The following is an 18,720-nucleotide window of genomic DNA, read 5'->3' on the forward strand; positions in this document are numbered from 1 at the left end:
GCTATAACCAATTAACGTGGCAATAACAATGGCCGCGATAACGTATAACACCAGTCTGCGCCCGCGATAAATACCCCACATGGTTCCCCCTCGTTTAGTTTTGGTTTAGAAATATTTTGTAAAAATCAGATCATCGAAATAGTTTTAATCAGTTTTGAATAACCGAGAAGTCATTATATTGCGGTAGATCAATTTTACCCGCAAGACTTTAAAATGAATTTATTTAAGCCCGAAAGGAATTCAGGCTTCTGTTCACCGGAAATTGAAGGAAAAATACGATGACTGAAAAAAAATTGACTCCTAACGTGCCGCCTTCCGGCGGGCTGGCATACCAGCAGACCGTAGAGCAGGCTCTTGCACATGCGCAGAGCCAGGCAAGCGGTCTGGACCGTGCAGAGGCGCAGGCGCGTCTGCAAAAAACAGGTCCGAACGCGCTGCCGGAGAAAAAAGGCAAGCCTGTCTGGCTGCGTTTCTTAGCCCATTTTAATGATGTGCTGATTTATGTCCTGCTGGCCGCCGCCGTATTAACGGCAGTAATGGGCCACTGGGTTGATACGCTGGTTATTTTGGGCGTCGCGGTAATCAATGCCCTAATTGGTCATATTCAGGAAAGCAACGCGGAAAAATCCCTGAAGAGTATTCGTAATATGCTCGCCAGCGAGGCGCGCGTTATTCGTAACGGCAGTCACGAAACAATCCCCACAACTGAAATCGTCCCGGGCGATATTATTGTATTACGCGCGGGGGATCGTATTCCGGCGGATATGCGTTTAATCGAAGCGCATAATTTACGCGTGGAAGAGGCGATTCTGACCGGTGAATCGACCGTGGTGGATAAACACGTTAATCCACTTAGCGGGGAATTACCGCTGGGCGATCGCACCAACATGGTCTTCTCCGGGACGACCGTCAGCGCGGGCGGCGGTATCGGTGTGGTCACCGCGACCGGTAAAGATACGGAACTCGGCCACATCAACCAGATGATGGCGGGTATCGAAAAGCACCGTACGCCGCTGCTGGTGCAGATGGACAAGCTGGGTAAAGCGATTTTCGTGATTATTCTGGCGATGATGGCCGCGCTGTTTGTCTTCAGCCTGGCGTTCCGCGAGATCCCGATGGGCGAGCTCCTGCTCTCCCTGATTAGCCTGGCGGTGGCCTCCGTACCGGAAGGTCTGCCGGCCATTATCTCCATCATCCTTTCGCTGGGCGTGCAGGCGATGGCGCGCAAGCGGGCGATTATCCGCAAGCTGCCGACGGTTGAAACGCTCGGCGCGATGACCGTGGTCTGCTCGGATAAAACCGGCACCCTGACCATGAACGAGATGACGGTTAAAGCGATCATCACCGCCGACGCCTGCTACCGCGTGGACGGCAACAGCTACGAGCCGGTAGGCAACATCTATCTGGAAGGTAGCGACGAGCCGGTCCACATCCAGCCGGGCACCGTGCTGGAGCAGTACCTGCGTACCATCGACCTGTGTAACGACAGCCAGCTGATTCAGGACGAGCGCGGCCTGTGGGGCATCACCGGTGGGCCGACCGAGGGCGCGCTGAAGGTGCTGGCGGCGAAGGCCAGCCTTGAGCCGGTAATGACCACGCTGGTTAACAAGATCCCGTTCGACTCGCAGTACAAGTACATGAGCACCCACTACCAGATTGGCAGCGAGGAGCAGATCCTGATCACCGGCGCGCCGGACGTGATTTTTGCCCTGTGTTCGCAGCAGCAGACCCGTCACGGTGCGGAACCCTTCAACCGCACGTACTGGGAAAGTGAGATGGAGCGCTATGCGCGTCAGGGGCTGCGCATGGTCGCCGCGGCGTTCAAGCCGGCGAACGGCGAGCAGGAACTGACGCACGATGACCTGAGCCACGGCCTGATCTTCCTCGGCATCGCCGGGATGATGGATCCGCCGCGTCCGGAAGCGATTGACGCGATTAACGCCTGCCAGCAGGCGGGGATCCGCGTGAAGATGATCACCGGGGATCACCCGCAGACGGCGATGAGCATCGGCCAGATGCTGGGGATCGCCAACAGCGAGCAGGCGGTCACCGGCTACGAGCTGGAGAAGTTGGACGACGCCGCGCTGGCGGAAGCCGCGGTGAAGTATGACATCTTCGCCCGCACCAGCCCGGAGCATAAGCTGCGCCTGGTGAAAGCGCTGCAGGACAAAGGCGAAATCGTTGGCATGACCGGCGACGGCGTAAACGACGCCCCGGCGCTGCGTCAGGCGGACGTGGGCATCGCGATGGGCATCAAGGGCACGGAAGTGACCAAAGAGGCGGCGGATATGGTCCTGACGGACGATAACTTCGCCACCATCGCCAGCGCGGTGAAAGAGGGGCGTCGCGTTTACGACAACCTGAAGAAGACCATCCTGTTCATCATGCCGACCAACCTGGCGCAGGGGCTGCTGATTGTGATTGCGCTGCTGGCGGGGAACATTATTCCGCTGACGCCGGTGCTGATTCTGTGGATGAACATGGCCACCTCAGCCACGCTCTCCTTCGGCCTGGCCTTCGAAGCTGCCGAGCGCAACATCATGCGCCGCCCGCCGCGTCAGACCGGGCAGCACGTGATGGATGCCTACGCCGTCTGGCGCGTGGCTTTCGTCGGTACCATGATTGCCATCGCCGCCTTTGCGCTGGAAGCCTGGCTGGCTCCGCGCGGCCACAGCGCGGAGTTCATCCGCACCGTGCTGCTGCAGATGCTGGTCTGCGCCCAGTGGGTATACATGATTAACTGCCGCAACACCGAAGGGTTCTCCCTCAACCGTGGTCTGCTGGCAAACAAAGGGATCTGGCTGGTGACGGGCGTGCTGTTCCTGCTCCAGGCGGCGATTATCTACCTGCCGTTTATGCAGATGCTGTTCGGCACCGAAGCCCTGCCGCTGCGCTACTGGTTTGTGACCCTGGCCGTTGCAGGCGTAATGTTCTTCGTCGTCGAAATCGAGAAGCGACTGACCCGCAGGTTCCGTAAGTCTGCATAACTAAAACCTTACCCCTCACCCTAACCCTCTCCCCACAGGGGAGAGGGGGCAGTCTGGTACTCTCCCTTGGGCTCGGTTTTCTCCCTCGCCCCTGTGGGGCGAGGGCCGGGGTGAGGGGAGACAACGCTGAGGTACTCCCATGAAACTTCCACTCCTGTTCGCACTTCTTGTCAGTACCCTGCAACCCGTCTTCGCCGCTGCGATCCCCGTTCGGGTCGCCACCGTGGAGCAAACCGCCCACGCCGCCGAGCGCCAGATCCCGGGCCGCATCGAAGCCATCCACACCGTTGAGCTACGGGCGCGTACGGAAGGCATGATTACCAAAATTCACTTCCGCGACGGGCAGTACGTGAAAAAAGGCGACGTGCTGTTTGAGCTGGACGACGCCGAGCCGCGCGCTGCCCTGCGCCTGGCGCAGGCCGAAGTGAAAAGCACCGAAGCCACGCTGCGCCAGGCGCAGCAGCAGCTTTCCCGCTTTGAAAGTCTCGGCAGCAGCAACGCCATCAGCCGTCACGACGTGGACAACGCCCGCATGCAGCGCGACGTCGCCAGTGCCGCTCTCGAGCAGGCGAAGGCCCGGCTCGAAGCCCGCAACGTCACCCTGGGCTACACCCGAATCACCTCGCCAATTGACGGCCGCGTGGGCCACAGCAGCTTTCACGTGGGTAGCCTGGTCAACCCGGCGAGCGGCGTTTTGGTGGAGGTGGTGCAGCTTGACCCGATCCGTATCGCCTTTGCGCTGGAAGAGGGGGCATTTTCCACCAAAGCCGGACAGCATGCGGATATCAACGCCATGAAGCGTGCCTGGCAGGCGCTGATCGACAGCAACGGACAGCGCGTCAGCGGCGAGCTGACGTCAGTGGATAACCGCATTGACCCGCGTACCGCCAGCGTGATGCTGCGCGCCGAGTTTGCTAACCCGCGCCATCAGCTGCTGCCCGGCGGCAATGTGAACGTGTTTTTGCGTCCGGCAAGCGAGCAGCCGGTGCTGACCCTGCCTGCCGCAGCGGTGCAGCAGAACGGCGACGGGTTCTTTGCCTGGGTGGTAAATGCCGACGGCAAAGCCGAAATGCGCCCGCTGAAGGTCGCCGGACAGATCGGCCAGCAGTTCCGGATTTTATCCGGCGTGAAGTTCGGTGAGCGAGCGATTACTGACGGTGCGCAGCGCGTGCAGCCCGGCGCTGCCGTCCAGATACTGAATTAAGGAGCCCTCATGCTGACGTTTTTCATCAAACGCCCGCGCTTCGCGATGGTGATTGCGCTGGTCATTACCCTGCTGGGGGCCATCGCGCTGAGGATTATCCCGGTGGAGCAGTATCCGCAGATTACGCCGCCGGTGGTGAATGTTTCTGCCAGCTGGCCGGGCGCCAGTTCGGCCGACGTGGCGGAGGCCATCGCCACGCCGCTGGAGACCCAGCTGAACGGCGTGGATCATATGCTCTACATGGAGTCCACCAGTTCGGACGAAGGCACTTACAGCCTGAACATCACCTTTGCGGCGGGCACCGATCCGGATCTCGTCGCCATCGACGTGCAAAACCGCGTGGCGCAGGCCGTGGCGCAGCTGCCGACCGAGGCGCAGCAAAATGGCGTGCAGGTGCGCAAGCGCGCCACTAACCTGATGATGGGGGTAAGTCTTTACTCACCGAACAACACCCACACGCCGCTGTTCGTCAGCAACTACGCCAGCACCCAGGTGCGCGAGGCGCTGTCGCGTCTGCCCGGCGTGGGGCAGGTGCAGATGTTCGGCGCGCGCGACTACAGCATGCGCATCTGGCTGCGCCCGGATCGCATGAACGCCCTGAACGTCACCACCGACGACGTGGCGCAGGCGCTGCGCGAGCAGAACGTGCAGGGGGCGGCGGGCCAGGTGGGCACGCCGCCGGTATTCAACGGCCAGCAGCAGACCCTGACCATCAACGGGCTGGGGCGCTTAAGCCAGGCCGACGACTTTGCCGACATCATCATCCGCTCGGGCGAGATGGGCCAGCTGGTGCGCCTGAAGGACGTCGCCACCATCGAGCTCGGCTCGCGCAGCTACAGCTCCAGCGCGCAGCTGAACGGGCACGACTCCGCCTATTTGGGTATCTACCCGACGCCGTCCGCCAACGCCCTGCGCGTGGCCGACGCGGTGCGCGGGGAGCTGGAGCGCCTCTCGACGCGCTTCCCGGACGACCTGGTCTATGAGGTGAAATTCGACACCACCACCTTTGTCGCCGCCACCATTAAAGAGATCGGCGCCTCGCTGGCGCTCACGATGCTGGCGGTGGTGGTGGTCGTTTCCCTGTTCCTGCAAAGCTGGCGCGCGACGCTGATTGTCGCGCTTGCCATTCCGGTGTCGCTGGTGGGCACCTTTGCGGTGCTCTACGCGCTCGGCTACTCCGCCAATACGCTGAGCCTGTTCGCCATCATTCTGGCGCTGACCATGGTGGTAGATGACGCCATCGTGGTGGTGGAAAGCGTCGAAACGCTGATGGCGGAAGGGCAGAGCCGCACGGCGGCGACCGCGCTGGCGCTGCGCCAGATTGCCGGGCCGGTCATCGCGACGACGCTGGTGCTGCTGGCGGTATTTGTGCCGGTGGCGCTGCTGCCGGGGATTGTCGGCGAACTCTACCGCCAGTTCGCGGTGACGCTCTCCACCGCCGTGACGCTCTCAAGCCTGGTGGCGCTGACCCTGACGCCCGCCCTGTGCGCGATGCTGCTGCGTCCGCGCCCGGAGAAACCGGCGGCCATTTATCGCGCCTTCAACCGCGGGCTGGACGCGACACGCGGTTTCTACACCCGCCTCGTGCATGTCTTAAACCTGCGTCCGTGGCTGGCGCTGCTGGCCACCGCAGGCGCGGCGGCAGTCGTGCTGTTCAGCTTTATGTCGATGCCAAAAGGCTTCCTGCCGCAGGAGGACCAGGGCTACTTCTTCGCCAGCGTTCAGCTGCCGGAAGCGGCTTCGCTGGAGCGCACCGAAGCGGTGATGACCACCGCGCGGGAGCTGATCGCCCAAAATCCGGCGGTGGAGGACGTCATTCAGGTCTCCGGATTTAACATCCTCAACGGCACCAGCGCCTCCAACGGCGGGTTTATCTCCATCATGCTGAAGGACTGGAGCGAGCGTCCGCCGCTGGAGGAGGTGATGGGCACCCTGCAGCGCCAGCTGCTGGCCCTGCCGGAAGCCACCATCATGACCTTCGCGCCGCCGACGCTGCCGGGGCTGGGCAACGCCTCCGGCTTCGACCTGCGCATCCAGGCGCAGGCGGGGCAGAGCCCGGCAGAGCTGGAGCGCGTGACGCGTGAAGTGCTGGCGAAAGCCAACCAGCATCCGCAGCTGAGCCGCGTGTTCACCACCTGGAGCAGCAACGTGCCGCAGCTGACGCTGACCGTTGACCGCGAGCGCGCCGCGCGCCTCGACGTGCCGGTGTCGCGCATCTTCAGCAGCCTGCAAACCGCCTTTGGCGGCACGCGCGCCGGGGATTTCAGCGTCAACAACCGCGTCTACCACGTAGTGATGCAGAACGAGATGCAGTGGCGCGAGCGCGCCGAGCAGATCGGCGAGCTGTTCGTGCGCAGCAACAGCGGCGAGCGGGTGCGCCTGAGCAACCTCGTCACCATTACGCCGACCGTCGGCGCGCCGTTCCTGCAGCAGTACAACCAGTTCCCGTCCGTGTCGGTGAGCGGCTCGGCGGCGGAAGGAGTGAGCAGCAGCACCGCGATGGCGGCGATGGGCGAGATTCTGGCGGAAAGCCTGCCGGCCGGATACGACTACGCCTGGAGCGGCATGTCGTACCAGGAGCAGCAGACCGGCAATCAGGCGATATGGATTGTGCTGGCGGCGGTGGTGATGGCGTGGCTGTTCCTCGTTGCCCAGTACGAGAGCTGGACGCTCCCGGCGAGCGTGATGCTCTCGGTGCTTTTCGCCATCGGCGGGGCGCTGGTCTGGCTGTGGTTGGCGGGCTACGCCAACGACGTGTACGTGCAGATTGGTCTGGTGCTGTTGATAGCCCTTGCCGCCAAGAACGCGATCCTGATCGTGGAGTTCGCCCGCGCGCGGCGCATGGACGGAATGGCGATTGTCGATGCCGCGCGGGAAGGGGCATCGCGCCGCTTCCGCGCGGTGATGATGACCGCCGTGTCGTTCATTATCGGCGTATTGCCGATGATGCTGGCGACCGGGGCGGGTGCCCAGAGCCGCCGCATCATCGGCACCACGGTGTTCAGCGGCATGCTGGTGGCGACCGTGGTGGGGATCCTGTTTATCCCCGCGCTGTTCGTGCTGTTCCAGCGCCTGCGCGAGTGGGGCCACGGACTTACGGACTCGTCGCCCACAGCTCGCAGTGCTTCTGAACCAGAGAAATCAGCGAGCCACCGTCGGCGATAAACTCCCGCATGCGCTGCGCCTCGCTCTTGCCCTGCTTTAACAGCAGGGCAATTTCATTGATTGCGCTCGTCGCGCCGAGCTTATCGGCAGACGGCGCCACCTGCTCCAGCAGCCAGGCGATGTCTTCCGCCACGGTTTTTTGCTCACCGGTATGCACGTCCGTCAGGATCCCCTCCAGCCCGTAGCGACACGCCTGAAAACGGTTAAAGCGGTAGAGCAGAAAATCCCGTTCCTGATGCTTATACGGCCGCGCGGTCAGCAGCCAGTGGGACGTGGCCTGAATCAGCCCGGCGATGTTAATCGCGTGGCCGAGCGTCAGCGGCGTATCCATCACCCGCACCTCCACGGTGCCAAAATGCGGGCTGGGGCGAATATCCCAGTGCAGATCTTTGATGCTGTCGATCATGCTGGTGGAGCTCAGGCGGCGGAACAGCCCCTCGAACTCCTGCCAGCTGTTGACCCACGGCATCTGTCCGTTATCCGGGAACCCGGAGAAGATATTGAGCCGCGACGAGGAGAACTTCGTGTCGGTGCCTTGCATGTACGGCGAGGCGGCCGCCAGGGCAATAAAGTGCGGCACAAAGCGCGACAGGCCGTGCAGGAGGTAAATGGCGTCATCCCCGGTCCGGCAGCCGACGTGAACGTGCTGACCGAATACCGTCGCCTGCAAAATCAGATAGCCAAAGCGCTCCAGCGTGACGTTATAACGCTCGTCGTCGCACACCTCCTGGCGCTGCCATTTCTGGAACGGGTGCGTCCCGCCGCCGCAGATCTGGATATGCTGCTCCGCCGCCGCGAGCAGGATGCTCTGCTGCATCACCGAGAACTGCGCCGCTGCCTGGTCGATGGTCTGACACACGCCGGTGGCGATTTCGAGCATGCTTTCGGTGATATCGTGTTTGACTTCACCGCCTTTGATGTCGTCTTTGACGGCGGCGATGAGCGCGGAGGAGTCCTGGCTGAGATCGTAGCCCGGCGGGTTAACCACCTGCAGTTCGAGCTCGATGCCAAGGGTGAACGGTTCAGAGGATTTGAAATCGGGTAAAGGCATGGCGCACTCCGTTGTCTGTGAATGTTGAGTATAGACAACGGGTGTGGCGCGCTCGTCTCAGGGTGGTATAACTGATAGCAGGCTTAGCAAAAGGGGAGTGACTCATGTCTGACTATCCAACCATTGCGCTGATAGGACCCGGTGCGATTGGCACCACCATTGCCGCGGTACTGCATGACGCTGGCCGCACGCCGCTACTCTGCGGACGCACCGCGCATCCGGAATTACGCCTGCGTCACGATGAGGGTGAAACGGTGGTGCCTGGCCCGGTATTAACCGATCCGACGGCCATTACGCGCCCCGTTGACCTCGTGTTTATCGCGGTGAAAACGACGCAAAATGCCGACAGCGCCGGTTGGCTGCGCGCGCTGTGCGATGAAAACACCGTGGTCTGCGCCCTGCAAAACGGCGTGGAGCAAAAAGCCCAGCTTGAGCCGTGCGTTAACGGCGCGACGGTGCTGCCGTCGGTGGTCTGGTTCCCGGCCCAGCGCGAGCCGGATGCCTCCGTCTGGCTGCGCGCCAAACCGCGCCTGACGCTGCCGGACGTGCCGCAGGCGCAGCGGCTGGTGGAGGCGCTTCGCGGTACGCGATGTGCGGTTGAGCTTTCGGCTGATTTCGCCACCGTCGCGTGGCGCAAGCTGCTGCAAAACGCGGTCGCCGGGCTGATGGTGCTTTCTAACCGCCGCGCCGGGATGTTCAGGCGCGAGGATATCAGCGAGCTTGCGCTGGCCTACCTGCGCGAGGGGCTGAGCGTCGCCCGCGCCGAAGGGGCGAAGCTGAACGATGACGTAGCGCAGGAGATCCTGGCGAACTTCCAGCGCGCGCCTGAGGACCTCGGCACGTCGATTCTCGCTGACCGTCAGGCGGATCGTCCGATGGAGTGGGATATCCGCAACGGCGTGATCCAGCGCTACGGCCGCAAACACGGGATTGCGGTGCCCATCAGCGACGTGGTGGTGCCGCTGCTGGCGGCAGGGAGCGAGGGGCCGGGCTAACGGCCGCTGTTTTTCCGTTCGGAAAAGTAGTGGGCGGGCGTGCTGCCCATCGCTTTTCGGAACATGGTGATAAACGCATTCACGGATTCGTACCCGAGCGTTGTCGCCACGTTCTGGACGGGCACGCCGCTTGCCAGCTCACGCAGGGCAATAATCAAATGCAGCTGCTGGCGCCATCGCCCGAAGCTCAGCCCGGTTTCGCGCTGCATCAGGCGGGCAAACGAGCGCTCGCTGAGGGCGAGCCGTTTCGCCCACTCCTTCAGGGTGCTTCTGTCCTCAGGACGGCTGACCAGCGCGTCCGCCATGGCGCGAATTTTCGGATCGGTTGAGACCGGCAGGCTTAGCTTCTGCTGCGGCATGCTGGCGAGCTCGTCAAGAGTGACCCGGGTCAGCCTCGCGACGTGGCCGTCGGCGGGATAATCCACGCTTTCGCGCGTCAGACGATCGACCAGCTCCTTAATCAGCGGCGAGATCGCCAGCGTGCAGCATTTTTCCGGCAGCGCCGCCGCGCCGGGCTCAATAAACAGATAGTTGAGATGCGCGTTCCAGGTTGCTTTGGCGCTGTGCGGGATCCCGCCGGGGATCCAGACGGCGCAGTCCGGCGGCACAATCCAGATATCATTCTCCGCGTAACAGCTGACCGCACCGTATCGGGCAATAATCAGCTGCCCCTTGCGGTGGGTATGCACCGGCACTTCCGCGGCGTAGTCCATGAAGTCCAGATGACGCGCCACCGCCGGGCTGGCGGTAGAGTCGGGGTCATACAGCGTAGTAGCAGGTTGAGGCTTCACGATTATGGCAACATTTAGGTATTTTTTGACAGAATAGAGTATTTAAGCGGGTCTGCAAGCCGGTAATAATCCCGGCATGAATAAAATCTTCTCACTTCACGTGCACATCCCCGCCGCGCTGCGAAACGATGCGGGCGCGCTGATCTATTCCGCGAAGAGTTTTGCCGCGGCGATGCTGGCTTATTACCTCGCGCTGTCGATCGGTCTTGAGCGCCCCTCGTGGGCCATTATTACGGTTTACATCGTGTCGCAGACGTCGGTCGGAGCATCGCTGAGCAGAAGCCTCTACCGGCTGGCCGGTACCGTGGCGGGTGCCAGCGCGACCGTTGTGATTGTGCCTGCCTTCGCGAATACGCCAGTCCTGTGCAGCGTGGTGCTGACGGGCTGGATCGTATTCTGCCTGTGGCTATCCCTGCTGGAACGCACGCCCCGGGCTTACGCGTTTGTGCTGGCAGGCTACACCGCGAGCCTGATTGGTTTTCCGGCGGTGTCCGATCCCGGCGGCATTTTTAACGTCGCCATCGTCCGCGTGCAGGAGATCGCGATTGGGATTTTCTGCGCCGCGCTGATCCACCGCTACGTGCTGCCCGCGCGCGTATCAGGCCAGTTCAACGCTAAATTATCCCAGACGCTACAGGCCGCGCGCGGGCGGGTGGCGGATACCTTAGCGGGCAAACCCGACGCGGCTTCCGGCCCCCTGCATCTGGCCCTGGCGCTGCAGTTCCTGCAGGGCATCAGCCACCATATTCCCTATGATTTTGCCCTTTCAGCTCCGGTGCGGCAGGTCAGAAAAGCGATCCACGACCGGCTGGCGCGGCTGGTTATCGTCAACTGTGAACTGCACGATAGCCTGCCAGCGCTCGAAACCCTGCCCGCCGACGTGCTGGCATTGCTGGGCGACGTTCAGGCCTGGCTGGACGCTGAAGGCGCTGATGCCAGCAGTACGGCAGAGTCGCTGCGGCTCCGCTGTGCGCTTCTCATCGATCGGTATGCCGCGCAGGCGCAGGCGTTTGACGACGCGCTGCAGGTCAGCTTTATCCGCTACCTCTCGGAGGCGGTCGCGCTTCTGCAGCAGTGCGAACGTCTTTCCGGGGCAATCCACCATGCAAAACCCGTATTTGGGGAGATGCAAACCCGCGCGGCGAAAGGCTACGTTTTCCACCGCGATCCTCTTACCGCCGCCCGCACGGCGATGGGGGCTTTTGCCATCATCCTGAGCGGCTGTCTGGTCTGGATCTTCTCGGCGTGGCCGGATGGCGGCACGGCGGTGTCTATTCTGGGGGTCTGCTGCACGCTGTTTGGCAGCTTCGATACCCCGGCGCCGCACATCGTGAAATACATCATTGGCTCGTTCTGGGGCGTGGTCATTAGCCTGTTCTACAGCTTTGCGCTGCTGCCGCTGGTAAGCGATTTCCCGGTGCTGGTGGCGGTGCTTGCCCCGGCGTATCTGCTGGCCGGGTCGCTTCAGGCGCGCCCGCCCACCACGTTTATGGCGATGGGGATCACCCTGACGCTGCCCATTCTGTGCGAGCTGGGGGCGCACTACAGCGGAGACTTCGCCGTTGCGGTCAACACCGCCATCGCGCTCTTTGCCGCGACCGGTTTTGCCGTCATCAGCATGAGCCTGCTGCAAACCGTGCAGGCGGATGGCGCCATCACGCGTCTGCTGAACCTCTGCCAGCGCGACATTCGGCGCAGCGTGAAGGGCACGCTGCGGGTTGATGAAACGCACTGGATCAACCTGATGATGGACCGAACCGCCCTGTTGCTGCCGCGCCTGCAGCGCAGCGCGCGCGCGCCGGAGCAGGCGCTCGATCGGCTATTACACGCGCTGCGTCTGGGGCTGTCGGTCATGCATTTACGCCGCAGTAACACACCGTCCGGCAGGGAGGTTGACGCGCTTTTTCATCGGTTAAACGCCGCGGACCGCAACGCCTTGCGCGAACGCATTGCCGCCCTTATCGAGCGCCATCTGCCTGCGGCAGATGAACACTCGCGCCAGTTTGTCTTCAGACTGGTGGATCTGCACTGTGCATTACGGGGGCCAGACCATGGTTAACGATCTCAATATCGGCGGGGTTTTTATTCCGGGGCTGCTGATGGTCGCCCTCGCGGCGCTGGTCTGCACGCTTAGCCTCGTCGCGCTTTTCTCGCTCAGCAGGCTCTACCGGCGCTTGCCGTTTCGCCCGCTGATGGATGTTTCAACCTGGATTGTCACCTTTTTCCTGCTGATGCAGGGCCTGACCGCGTTGGGGTTATTGTCATGAAATCACTGCTCTCTTTACTGGCTCGCTATGCGCTGACGTTGAACGTCGTCGCGGCGGCCACGCTTCTGGCCTTTATGATGTGGAAACACTACGCGCAAACGCCGTGGACCCGCGACGGCCGCGTGCGGGCGGACGTGGTGCAGATTGCGCCGGACGTCTCCGGGCCCGTCATCAGCGTGGCCGTGCGGGACAATCAGTGGGTGAACCGGGGCGATGTGCTTTACGTCATCGATCCGCGCTGGCTTAAGCTGGCGGTGGTCAGCGCGCAGGCTGATGTGGAATCGAAACGCCATGAGATGCTGATGCGCCAGGACGCGGCCCATCGCCGCACCCTGATTAAAAACGCCATCTCGAGCGAGGATTTGCAGCAAACCGGCAGCGCGGCGAACGTCGCGGCGGCCAATTATCACGGCGCGCTGGCCGCGCTGGATCTGGCAGAGCTGAATCTGGCGCACGCCACAGTGCGTGCGCCGGTCTCGGGGTACGTCACGCACCTGCGGCTTCGCCCCGGCGACTACGCGACGGCGGGGGAGACGAAGGTCGCCATCGTCGATGCGCACAGCTTCTGGGTGGTGGGGTACTTTGAGGAGACCAAGCTGCGCCATATTCGCGTCGGGGATGCCGCGCAGGTGGTGCTGATGGGCTACGAGCCGGTCATCACGGGTCACGTGGAGAGCATCGGGCATGGGATCGGGGACAGCAACGATGAGGCGGGCGGGCTGGGCCTGCCCGACGTCGAGCCCACCTTTAGCTGGGTGCGGCTGGCGCAGCGCGTACCGGTGCGCATTCATATCGACAGGCTGCCGGAGGGCGTTGAGCTGGTGGCGGGGCTGTCGGCGAGCGTGGCGGTGGGGCAATAATCTGGGGATAGTCAGCCTTAAACACATATGCGAAACTTACCGCTTCTGAAAAAATGTGGTGGGACCCGCTCAATGTCAGAACAACATTCGCAGTGCCTGTTCAGTGAAGGACAGATCACCTTTCCTGAGGGTTATCAGGATCGTACCGTCAACGTATTCGCGCCGCCTGCAGCGGATTCGCCGGCGTTCAACATCTCCCGCGATGCCCTCAATCCCGGCGAAGCGCTTGCCGCGTATATCGATCGCCAGCTCGCCCTGATGGCAAAACACATCAAGGCCTGGAAGCAGGGTGAGCGCAGCGCCGCTACGCTTGGCGACAACCTTTCACAGGGTGAAATTGTCCATGCCAGCTACCTGCGCGACGGGAAACGCATCTGGCAGCAGCAGGCCGTCTTTAATACCAACAGCGATAAAGTCCTGGTCTTCACCATGACCTGCACCCGCGCGCCGGGCGATGCTGACGGCGCGCTGTTTGGCGAACTTCTCAGGAGCTTCCGCTTCCACCATTAACACCAGGGACCGTTGTTATGTTTGAAGCAGCACGCGTTGGTGATGATATCGGCCACTCCGGTGCGCTGGCCGGGATGATTGCCGGAACGATTGTCGGTGGCCTGATTGCCGCCGCCGGGGGCATTCTGGCGGGGGCCATGTTTATTGCCGGTCTCGGCGCATCCTGTCTTGGCGTGGGCGTCCTGCTCGTCGGCGCCAGCCTGGCCGTGGGGTATTATACCGGGGAGCTGGCGACCGCCGCCCGGGACAGCATCGCGGACGCCGGGGCATCCAGCATGACGAAGAAAGGCGTCATCACCTCCGGCTCGCCGAACGTGTTTATCAACGGTAAACCCGCCGCGCTTGCCACCGATAGCATCGTCGACTGTTCTGACGATGGCTCGCAGCAGATGGCCGAAGGCTCTAAGCGCGTCTCCATTAACAGCCAGCCTGCGTCCCGCATCGGGGATCGCACCACCTGCGACGCGAAGGTGATGACCGGCTCGGACAACGTCTTCATCGGCGGCGATCCGCAGCAAACCCTGCCCATTCAGTCTGAAGTGCCCGAGTGGCTCTATAAAGTCTCCGATCTTACCCTGCTGTTCGCCGGGCTTCTCGGCGGCTGGGGCGGCGCCGCTGGCAAAGTCGGGGCGCTCTCTAAGCTGCTGGGCAAAATCCCCGGTATCAACAAGCTGGCCCGTATCGCCTGCCGCGCCGGCACGCTGATGACCGGCGTAGCGGCCGCGGGGATCATCGCCCGTCCGGTGGATATCGTCAGCGGACAGAAGTTTCTCAGCGGGGATGATGAGCTCGATTTCGTTCTGCCGTCACGCTTGCCGGTGCGCTGGCAGCGCTACTGGCGCAGCGGCAACCCCGGCGACAGCGTGCTGGGCCGCGGCTGGAGCCTGTTCTGGGAAAGCCGCCTGGAGCCGTATCAGGACGGCCTGGTGTGGCGCGCGCCGTCCGGCGATTACGTCGCCTTCCCGAAGGTCCCGAAAGGTCTGCGCAGCTACTGCGAAAGCGAAAAAAACTGGCTTGAACATCACCAGGACGACAGCTGGTCGGTGTATGACGTCAGCGGCGAGCGCTGGCACTATGCGCCGCTGCGGGAGGATGCCCCGTCGCTGCTCCAGCGCATCTCAGAACCCTGCGGCAACGATATCCTCTTCGAGTGGAACGCGGATAATACCCTGCATGCCCTGACCGACAGCGCGGGCCAGCGCGTGGTCTGCCGCTACGACCGCGACAGGCTCACCGGCGCCTGGCTGGATGACGAGATCTGCCTGGTCAGTTACGCTTATGATGAACAGCGCCAGCTGGTCTCCGTGACCGGCCGGGGCGGTAGCGTGCGCCGACGCTTCCGCTGGCAGGACGGGCTGATGAGCGCCCACGAGGACGCCAACGGCCTGCTGAGCGAATACCGCTGGCGGGAGATTGACGGCCTGCCGCGTGTGGTCGGTTTTCGCCACAGCGGCGGCGAACAGCTGACGTTCGAATACGATTTTGATAACGGCACCCGCCGCGCGACCCGCGAAGACGGCGCGCAGGCGCACTGGCTGGTGGATGACGACGACAACGTCGCGCGCTTCACGGATTACGACGGCCGCCAGACGACGTTTGTTTACCGCGACGGCGAGCTCTGCGACGTCATTCTGCCGGGCGGCGCAATGCGCCGCAGCACGTGGGACAAATACGGCCGCATGACCAGCGAGACGGACCCGGCGGGCCGCCGCACGGAGTATCACTGGCATCGCCTGACCGACCGCATCACCCGCACGGTCTACCCGGACGGTACCTCATCGCAGGCCATGTACGACCTTCGCGGTCGCCTGCTGTCGGAAACCGACCCGGCCGGTAGCACTACCGCGTATCGCTATCCCGATGATGAAGAAAACCTGCCGGAGAGCATCACCGACGCCATCGGCGGCGTGGTGCGCCTGGTCTGGAACCACCAGGGGCTGCTGACGCAGCGCACCGACTGCTCCGGCAGCGTGACCCGCTTTACCTACGACCGATTCGGGCAGCTGGTTGCCAGTGAGGATGCGGAAGGGAACATCACGCGCCGGGAGTGGAACAACGCCGGGCTGCTGAGCGCCGTGATCCATCCGGACGGCAGCCGAGAGTCGCTGGTGTGGAACGAACGCGGCCAGCTCACGGGCTGGCGCGACCCGCTGGAAAGCGAGGTGAGCTGGGCCTATAACGCGCTCGGCCTCCCGGTCAGCCTTACCGACCGTATTGGCCGCGTGCGCCAGTGGCGCTACGACCCGCGCGGTAACCTGCTGCGCCTTGATAATGGCAACGGGGCGGAATACCGCTTCACCTACGACGCCGTGGGCCGCCCGCTCAGCGAAACGCGCCCTGACGAGACCGTGCGCCATATGGAATGGGATGCGCGAGGGTTCCTCTGCGCGCTCGAAGAAAACGGCCGACCTGCCGCCGACGGCGGTATTGCCCGCCGCGTCCAGCAGTTCAGCTATGACGACAGCGGGCTGCTGATCGGGCGCACTCAGCGCCACGCGGAGTACCGCTACGTCCGCGACCTGAGCGGCCAGATCACCCGCATCCGCCGCACGCCAACCGCCGAAGGCGTTGCCCTGGGTATCGAAAGCGATGAGATTGCTTACCGCCACGATGCCGCCGGGCGCGTGCTGAGCGAGTCCGGCATTAACGGCGCGGTGGGCTACGAGTGGGATGCCCTGAGCAACCTGACCGGCCTGACGCTGCCCGGCGAGCAAAAGCTAGCCTGGCTACACTACGGCTCCGGCCACGTCAGTGCCATCCGCTTCGGGCAGCAGCTGGTGACCGAGTTCACCCGCGACCGCCTGCACCGCGAGGTGCGCCGCACCCAGGGCGCGCGCGAGCAGCTCCGCCAGTATGACAGCCTTGGCAGACGTACCCTGCAGCGCAGTGAGCTAAGTACGGACGTGACCCTGCCGGAGCAGGCGATACTGGAACGCCTGTATCGCTACACCGCACGCGGTGAGCTTTCTGGCGTCAGCGACACCCTGCGCGGTGAGGTGGATTACGGCTACGACGCCGAAGGGCGTCTGCTGAAGCACTACGAGGCCCGACAGGGGCACAGCCGCGCGCAGTTCAGCTACGACGCTGCGGATAACCTCGCCGCCAATGACGATGCGGTACCGGTCACGGATAACCGCCTGCAGCACTGGCAGGCGCTGTTTATGAAATACGACCACTGGGGCAACCTGGTCAGCCGCCGCACCGGGCTGTATGAACAGCATTATGCGTATGACGCCGAGAACCGTCTGGTGTCAGCCCGGGGAACCGGGCCGGAAGGACGGTTTGAGGCGCGCTATCACTACGACGCGCTGGGCCGCCGTACCCGCAAAATCGTCACTACGACGCACGGCACCACAGAAACGCGCTTCCTGTGGCAGGGCTACCGCCTGCTGCAGGAGCTGCAGGAGAGCGGGCTGTGCAGCACCTATGTTTACGATCCGAATGAGGCCTGGAGCCCGCTGGCGCGGGTGGATCACCTTCGAGACCAGCGCAGCGGTGAGATTTACTGGTTCAACACCGACCTGAACGGCGCGCCGCTGGAAATAACCGACGAGCGCGGCGCGGTGCGCTGGAGCGGCCAGTACGGCAGCTTTGGCGAAGTGCGCCATCAGAGCGAAGGGTTCTCACGGCTTGTGAATCGCTCGGCAATGGCACACCAGCCGCTTCGCTATGCCGGGCAGTACGCTGACGGTGAAACGGGACTGCACTATAACCTGTTCCGCTACTACGACCCGCAGGTCGGGCGGTTTATTGTGCAGGATCCGATTGGGCTGAATGGTGGGTGGAACCTTTATCAATATGCGCCGAATCCGTTGGGGTGGATTGATCCGCTGGGTTTAATAAACGAATTTGGAATCGCAGGCTATGGAAGTCCCGTCCATGCAAAAGACGGTTTAACTGCACATGAGTTATTACAAAATGCTTGGCTAAGAAATAATGGCATAATAAAAGGTAGAATGTCTGGTATTGCAACTACCAACCCAGCGATAGCTTTGCAAGAAAACGCTATGCATAAAACCATATCCAAATTACAGGCCAAATATGGATTGCATAATCCTAATGTACTAAAAAACCAGTCCGCATTGCAGAATATCAACAGGAATACTGCAATTACTCGAAGAGGTATTTACGAAGACTTGGTGAATAACAGAGGTTGGGAACGTCAAAACGCTAAGAAATTTGCCACTGAAACGGCAATGAAACTTAGAGAAGAGTCTATTGGGTTTGCCAGAAAAAATGGGTTGACAAAATGTTAAAATCTAATCTTATCGCTAAAATAAGTACCCTGCCTGATGCTAATGTCATTGGGCGGATTGGTGGAAATATCCCTGAATTCTTTTTAGATAAACTAGGTGATATTCAGGGGCATAAATTTTATTTGACAGTTCAGAATCCTGATGATGGACATGAGTATATTACGATACTTATTCCTGAAGAATATGATGATATGATTGATAACAATATTTACCCAAATTGTTCAGTAAAAGTTTTTACACATACGTTTTCTGATGAAAGCAATAATGATGCATTTACGATAAAACACATTAATAAGGCAGTTATTGTTGGGTATGATAAGGTTGAAAGTGAAGAGTTTGACTTTATCACTAAAACCGAAGATGCAAGGTTAATACAATCGGAAGATTATTATTTTGATGCTTTGCAAAAAGATGGTTATGCATTTTTCATGCAGATAGATGAAGATTATTATCCAGATGCATTGCTTGATGGTGATTACATCTTTGGTTACGGTGCTTTGTATTTGTATAAAAACATATCTGGCGGGAATATCGTAGCTGGTTTTTGGCAGTACTCGTAAAGATAAGTGATTAATAAAAGCCGGATTAATATTAATTATTTCGGCTTATATAATACAGATGATGTTTTTATTCG

The 18,720-nt window shown here is 61.4% G+C and carries 12 protein-coding genes; 10 read left to right on the plus strand and 2 right to left on the minus strand.

The features are described 5' to 3' along the window. The first annotated feature begins 278 nt into the window (after positions 1-278). From FOY93_RS05850 to FOY93_RS05860, 3 genes are all read left to right on the plus strand, one after another. Positions 279-2,987, plus strand: a complete 2,709-nt coding sequence (locus FOY93_RS05850; protein WP_143344784.1) for a cation-transporting P-type ATPase — start codon at positions 279-281, stop codon at positions 2,985-2,987. A gap of 139 nt (positions 2,988-3,126) precedes the next feature. After that, on the plus strand, positions 3,127-4,191 hold the full coding sequence (locus FOY93_RS05855; protein ID WP_143344785.1) for an efflux RND transporter periplasmic adaptor subunit: 1,065 nt from the start codon (positions 3,127-3,129) through the stop codon (positions 4,189-4,191). 9 nt (positions 4,192-4,200) lie between these two features. After that, entirely contained in the window at positions 4,201-7,356 is a 3,156-nt protein-coding gene (locus FOY93_RS05860; protein ID WP_143344786.1) for an efflux RND transporter permease subunit, read from the plus strand. Here FOY93_RS05860 and FOY93_RS05865 read toward each other — a convergent pair. Next, positions 7,286-8,407, minus strand: coding sequence for a YbdK family carboxylate-amine ligase (locus tag FOY93_RS05865; protein ID WP_143344787.1), 1,122 nt, complete (start codon positions 8,405-8,407; stop codon positions 7,286-7,288). The two genes, FOY93_RS05860 and FOY93_RS05865, sit on opposite strands and share 71 nt — an antisense overlap. A 104-nt stretch (positions 8,408-8,511) precedes the next feature. Between FOY93_RS05865 and FOY93_RS05870 the strand changes: the two genes are divergently transcribed. Further along, positions 8,512-9,402 carry an oxidoreductase gene (locus tag FOY93_RS05870; RefSeq protein ID WP_143344788.1) on the plus strand — a complete coding sequence of 297 codons (891 nt, stop codon included), beginning with the start codon at positions 8,512-8,514 and terminating at the stop codon, positions 9,400-9,402. Here FOY93_RS05870 and FOY93_RS05875 read toward each other — a convergent pair. Further along, a complete protein-coding gene (locus FOY93_RS05875; RefSeq protein WP_133293944.1) occupies positions 9,399-10,193 on the minus strand; it encodes an AraC family transcriptional regulator in 795 nt (264 codons plus the stop codon). The two genes, FOY93_RS05870 and FOY93_RS05875, sit on opposite strands and share 4 nt — an antisense overlap. Positions 10,194-10,269: 76 nt before the next feature. On the opposite strand from FOY93_RS05875, the gene FOY93_RS05880 reads away from it, so the two are divergent. From FOY93_RS05880 to FOY93_RS05905, 6 genes are all read left to right on the plus strand, one after another. After that, on the plus strand, positions 10,270-12,252 hold the full coding sequence (locus FOY93_RS05880) for an FUSC family protein (protein ID WP_136195318.1): 1,983 nt from the start codon (positions 10,270-10,272) through the stop codon (positions 12,250-12,252). Continuing rightward, complete coding sequence (locus FOY93_RS05885; protein ID WP_109844937.1) at positions 12,245-12,460, plus strand: DUF1656 domain-containing protein; 216 nt, start codon at positions 12,245-12,247, stop codon at positions 12,458-12,460. Before FOY93_RS05880 ends, FOY93_RS05885 begins: the two co-directional genes overlap by 8 nt. Beyond that, a complete protein-coding gene (locus FOY93_RS05890; RefSeq protein ID WP_143344789.1) occupies positions 12,457-13,320 on the plus strand; it encodes an efflux RND transporter periplasmic adaptor subunit in 864 nt (287 codons plus the stop codon). The genes FOY93_RS05885 and FOY93_RS05890 overlap by 4 nt, the downstream gene beginning before the upstream one ends. A 72-nt stretch (positions 13,321-13,392) precedes the next feature. Beyond that, positions 13,393-13,830, plus strand: coding sequence for a DcrB-related protein (locus FOY93_RS05895; protein WP_023619098.1), 438 nt, complete (start codon positions 13,393-13,395; stop codon positions 13,828-13,830). A 17-nt stretch (positions 13,831-13,847) separates the two neighbouring features. Next, positions 13,848-18,086, plus strand: a complete 4,239-nt coding sequence (locus tag FOY93_RS05900) for an RHS repeat-associated core domain-containing protein (RefSeq protein WP_232057378.1) — start codon at positions 13,848-13,850, stop codon at positions 18,084-18,086. Beyond that, a complete protein-coding gene (locus tag FOY93_RS05905; protein WP_143344790.1) occupies positions 18,080-18,646 on the plus strand; it encodes a hypothetical protein in 567 nt (188 codons plus the stop codon). Before FOY93_RS05900 ends, FOY93_RS05905 begins: the two co-directional genes overlap by 7 nt. Positions 18,647-18,720 lie beyond the last annotated feature (74 nt).

This window comes from Enterobacter sp. 18A13, assembly GCF_007035975.1.
Lineage (GTDB): Bacteria > Pseudomonadota > Gammaproteobacteria > Enterobacterales > Enterobacteriaceae > Enterobacter > Enterobacter vonholyi.

Bases quoted from the DNA above. Each gene is read 5' to 3' on its own strand.
- FOY93_RS05850 (WP_143344784.1), top strand. From the start codon at position 279: ATGACTGAAAAAAAATTGACTCCTAACGTGCCGCCTTCCGGCGGGCTG.
- FOY93_RS05855 (WP_143344785.1), top strand. From the start codon at position 3,127: ATGAAACTTCCACTCCTGTTCGCACTTCTTGTCAGTACCCTGCAACCC.
- FOY93_RS05860 (WP_143344786.1), top strand. From the start codon at position 4,201: ATGCTGACGTTTTTCATCAAACGCCCGCGCTTCGCGATGGTGATTGCG.
- FOY93_RS05865 (WP_143344787.1), bottom strand. From the start codon at position 8,407: ATGCCTTTACCCGATTTCAAATCCTCTGAACCGTTCACCCTTGGCATC.
- FOY93_RS05870 (WP_143344788.1), top strand. From the start codon at position 8,512: ATGTCTGACTATCCAACCATTGCGCTGATAGGACCCGGTGCGATTGGC.
- FOY93_RS05880 (WP_136195318.1), top strand. From the start codon at position 10,270: ATGAATAAAATCTTCTCACTTCACGTGCACATCCCCGCCGCGCTGCGA.
- FOY93_RS05885 (WP_109844937.1), top strand. From the start codon at position 12,245: ATGGTTAACGATCTCAATATCGGCGGGGTTTTTATTCCGGGGCTGCTG.
- FOY93_RS05890 (WP_143344789.1), top strand. From the start codon at position 12,457: ATGAAATCACTGCTCTCTTTACTGGCTCGCTATGCGCTGACGTTGAAC.
- FOY93_RS05895 (WP_023619098.1), top strand. From the start codon at position 13,393: ATGTCAGAACAACATTCGCAGTGCCTGTTCAGTGAAGGACAGATCACC.
- FOY93_RS05900 (WP_232057378.1), top strand. From the start codon at position 13,848: ATGTTTGAAGCAGCACGCGTTGGTGATGATATCGGCCACTCCGGTGCG.
- FOY93_RS05905 (WP_143344790.1), top strand. From the start codon at position 18,080: ATGTTAAAATCTAATCTTATCGCTAAAATAAGTACCCTGCCTGATGCT.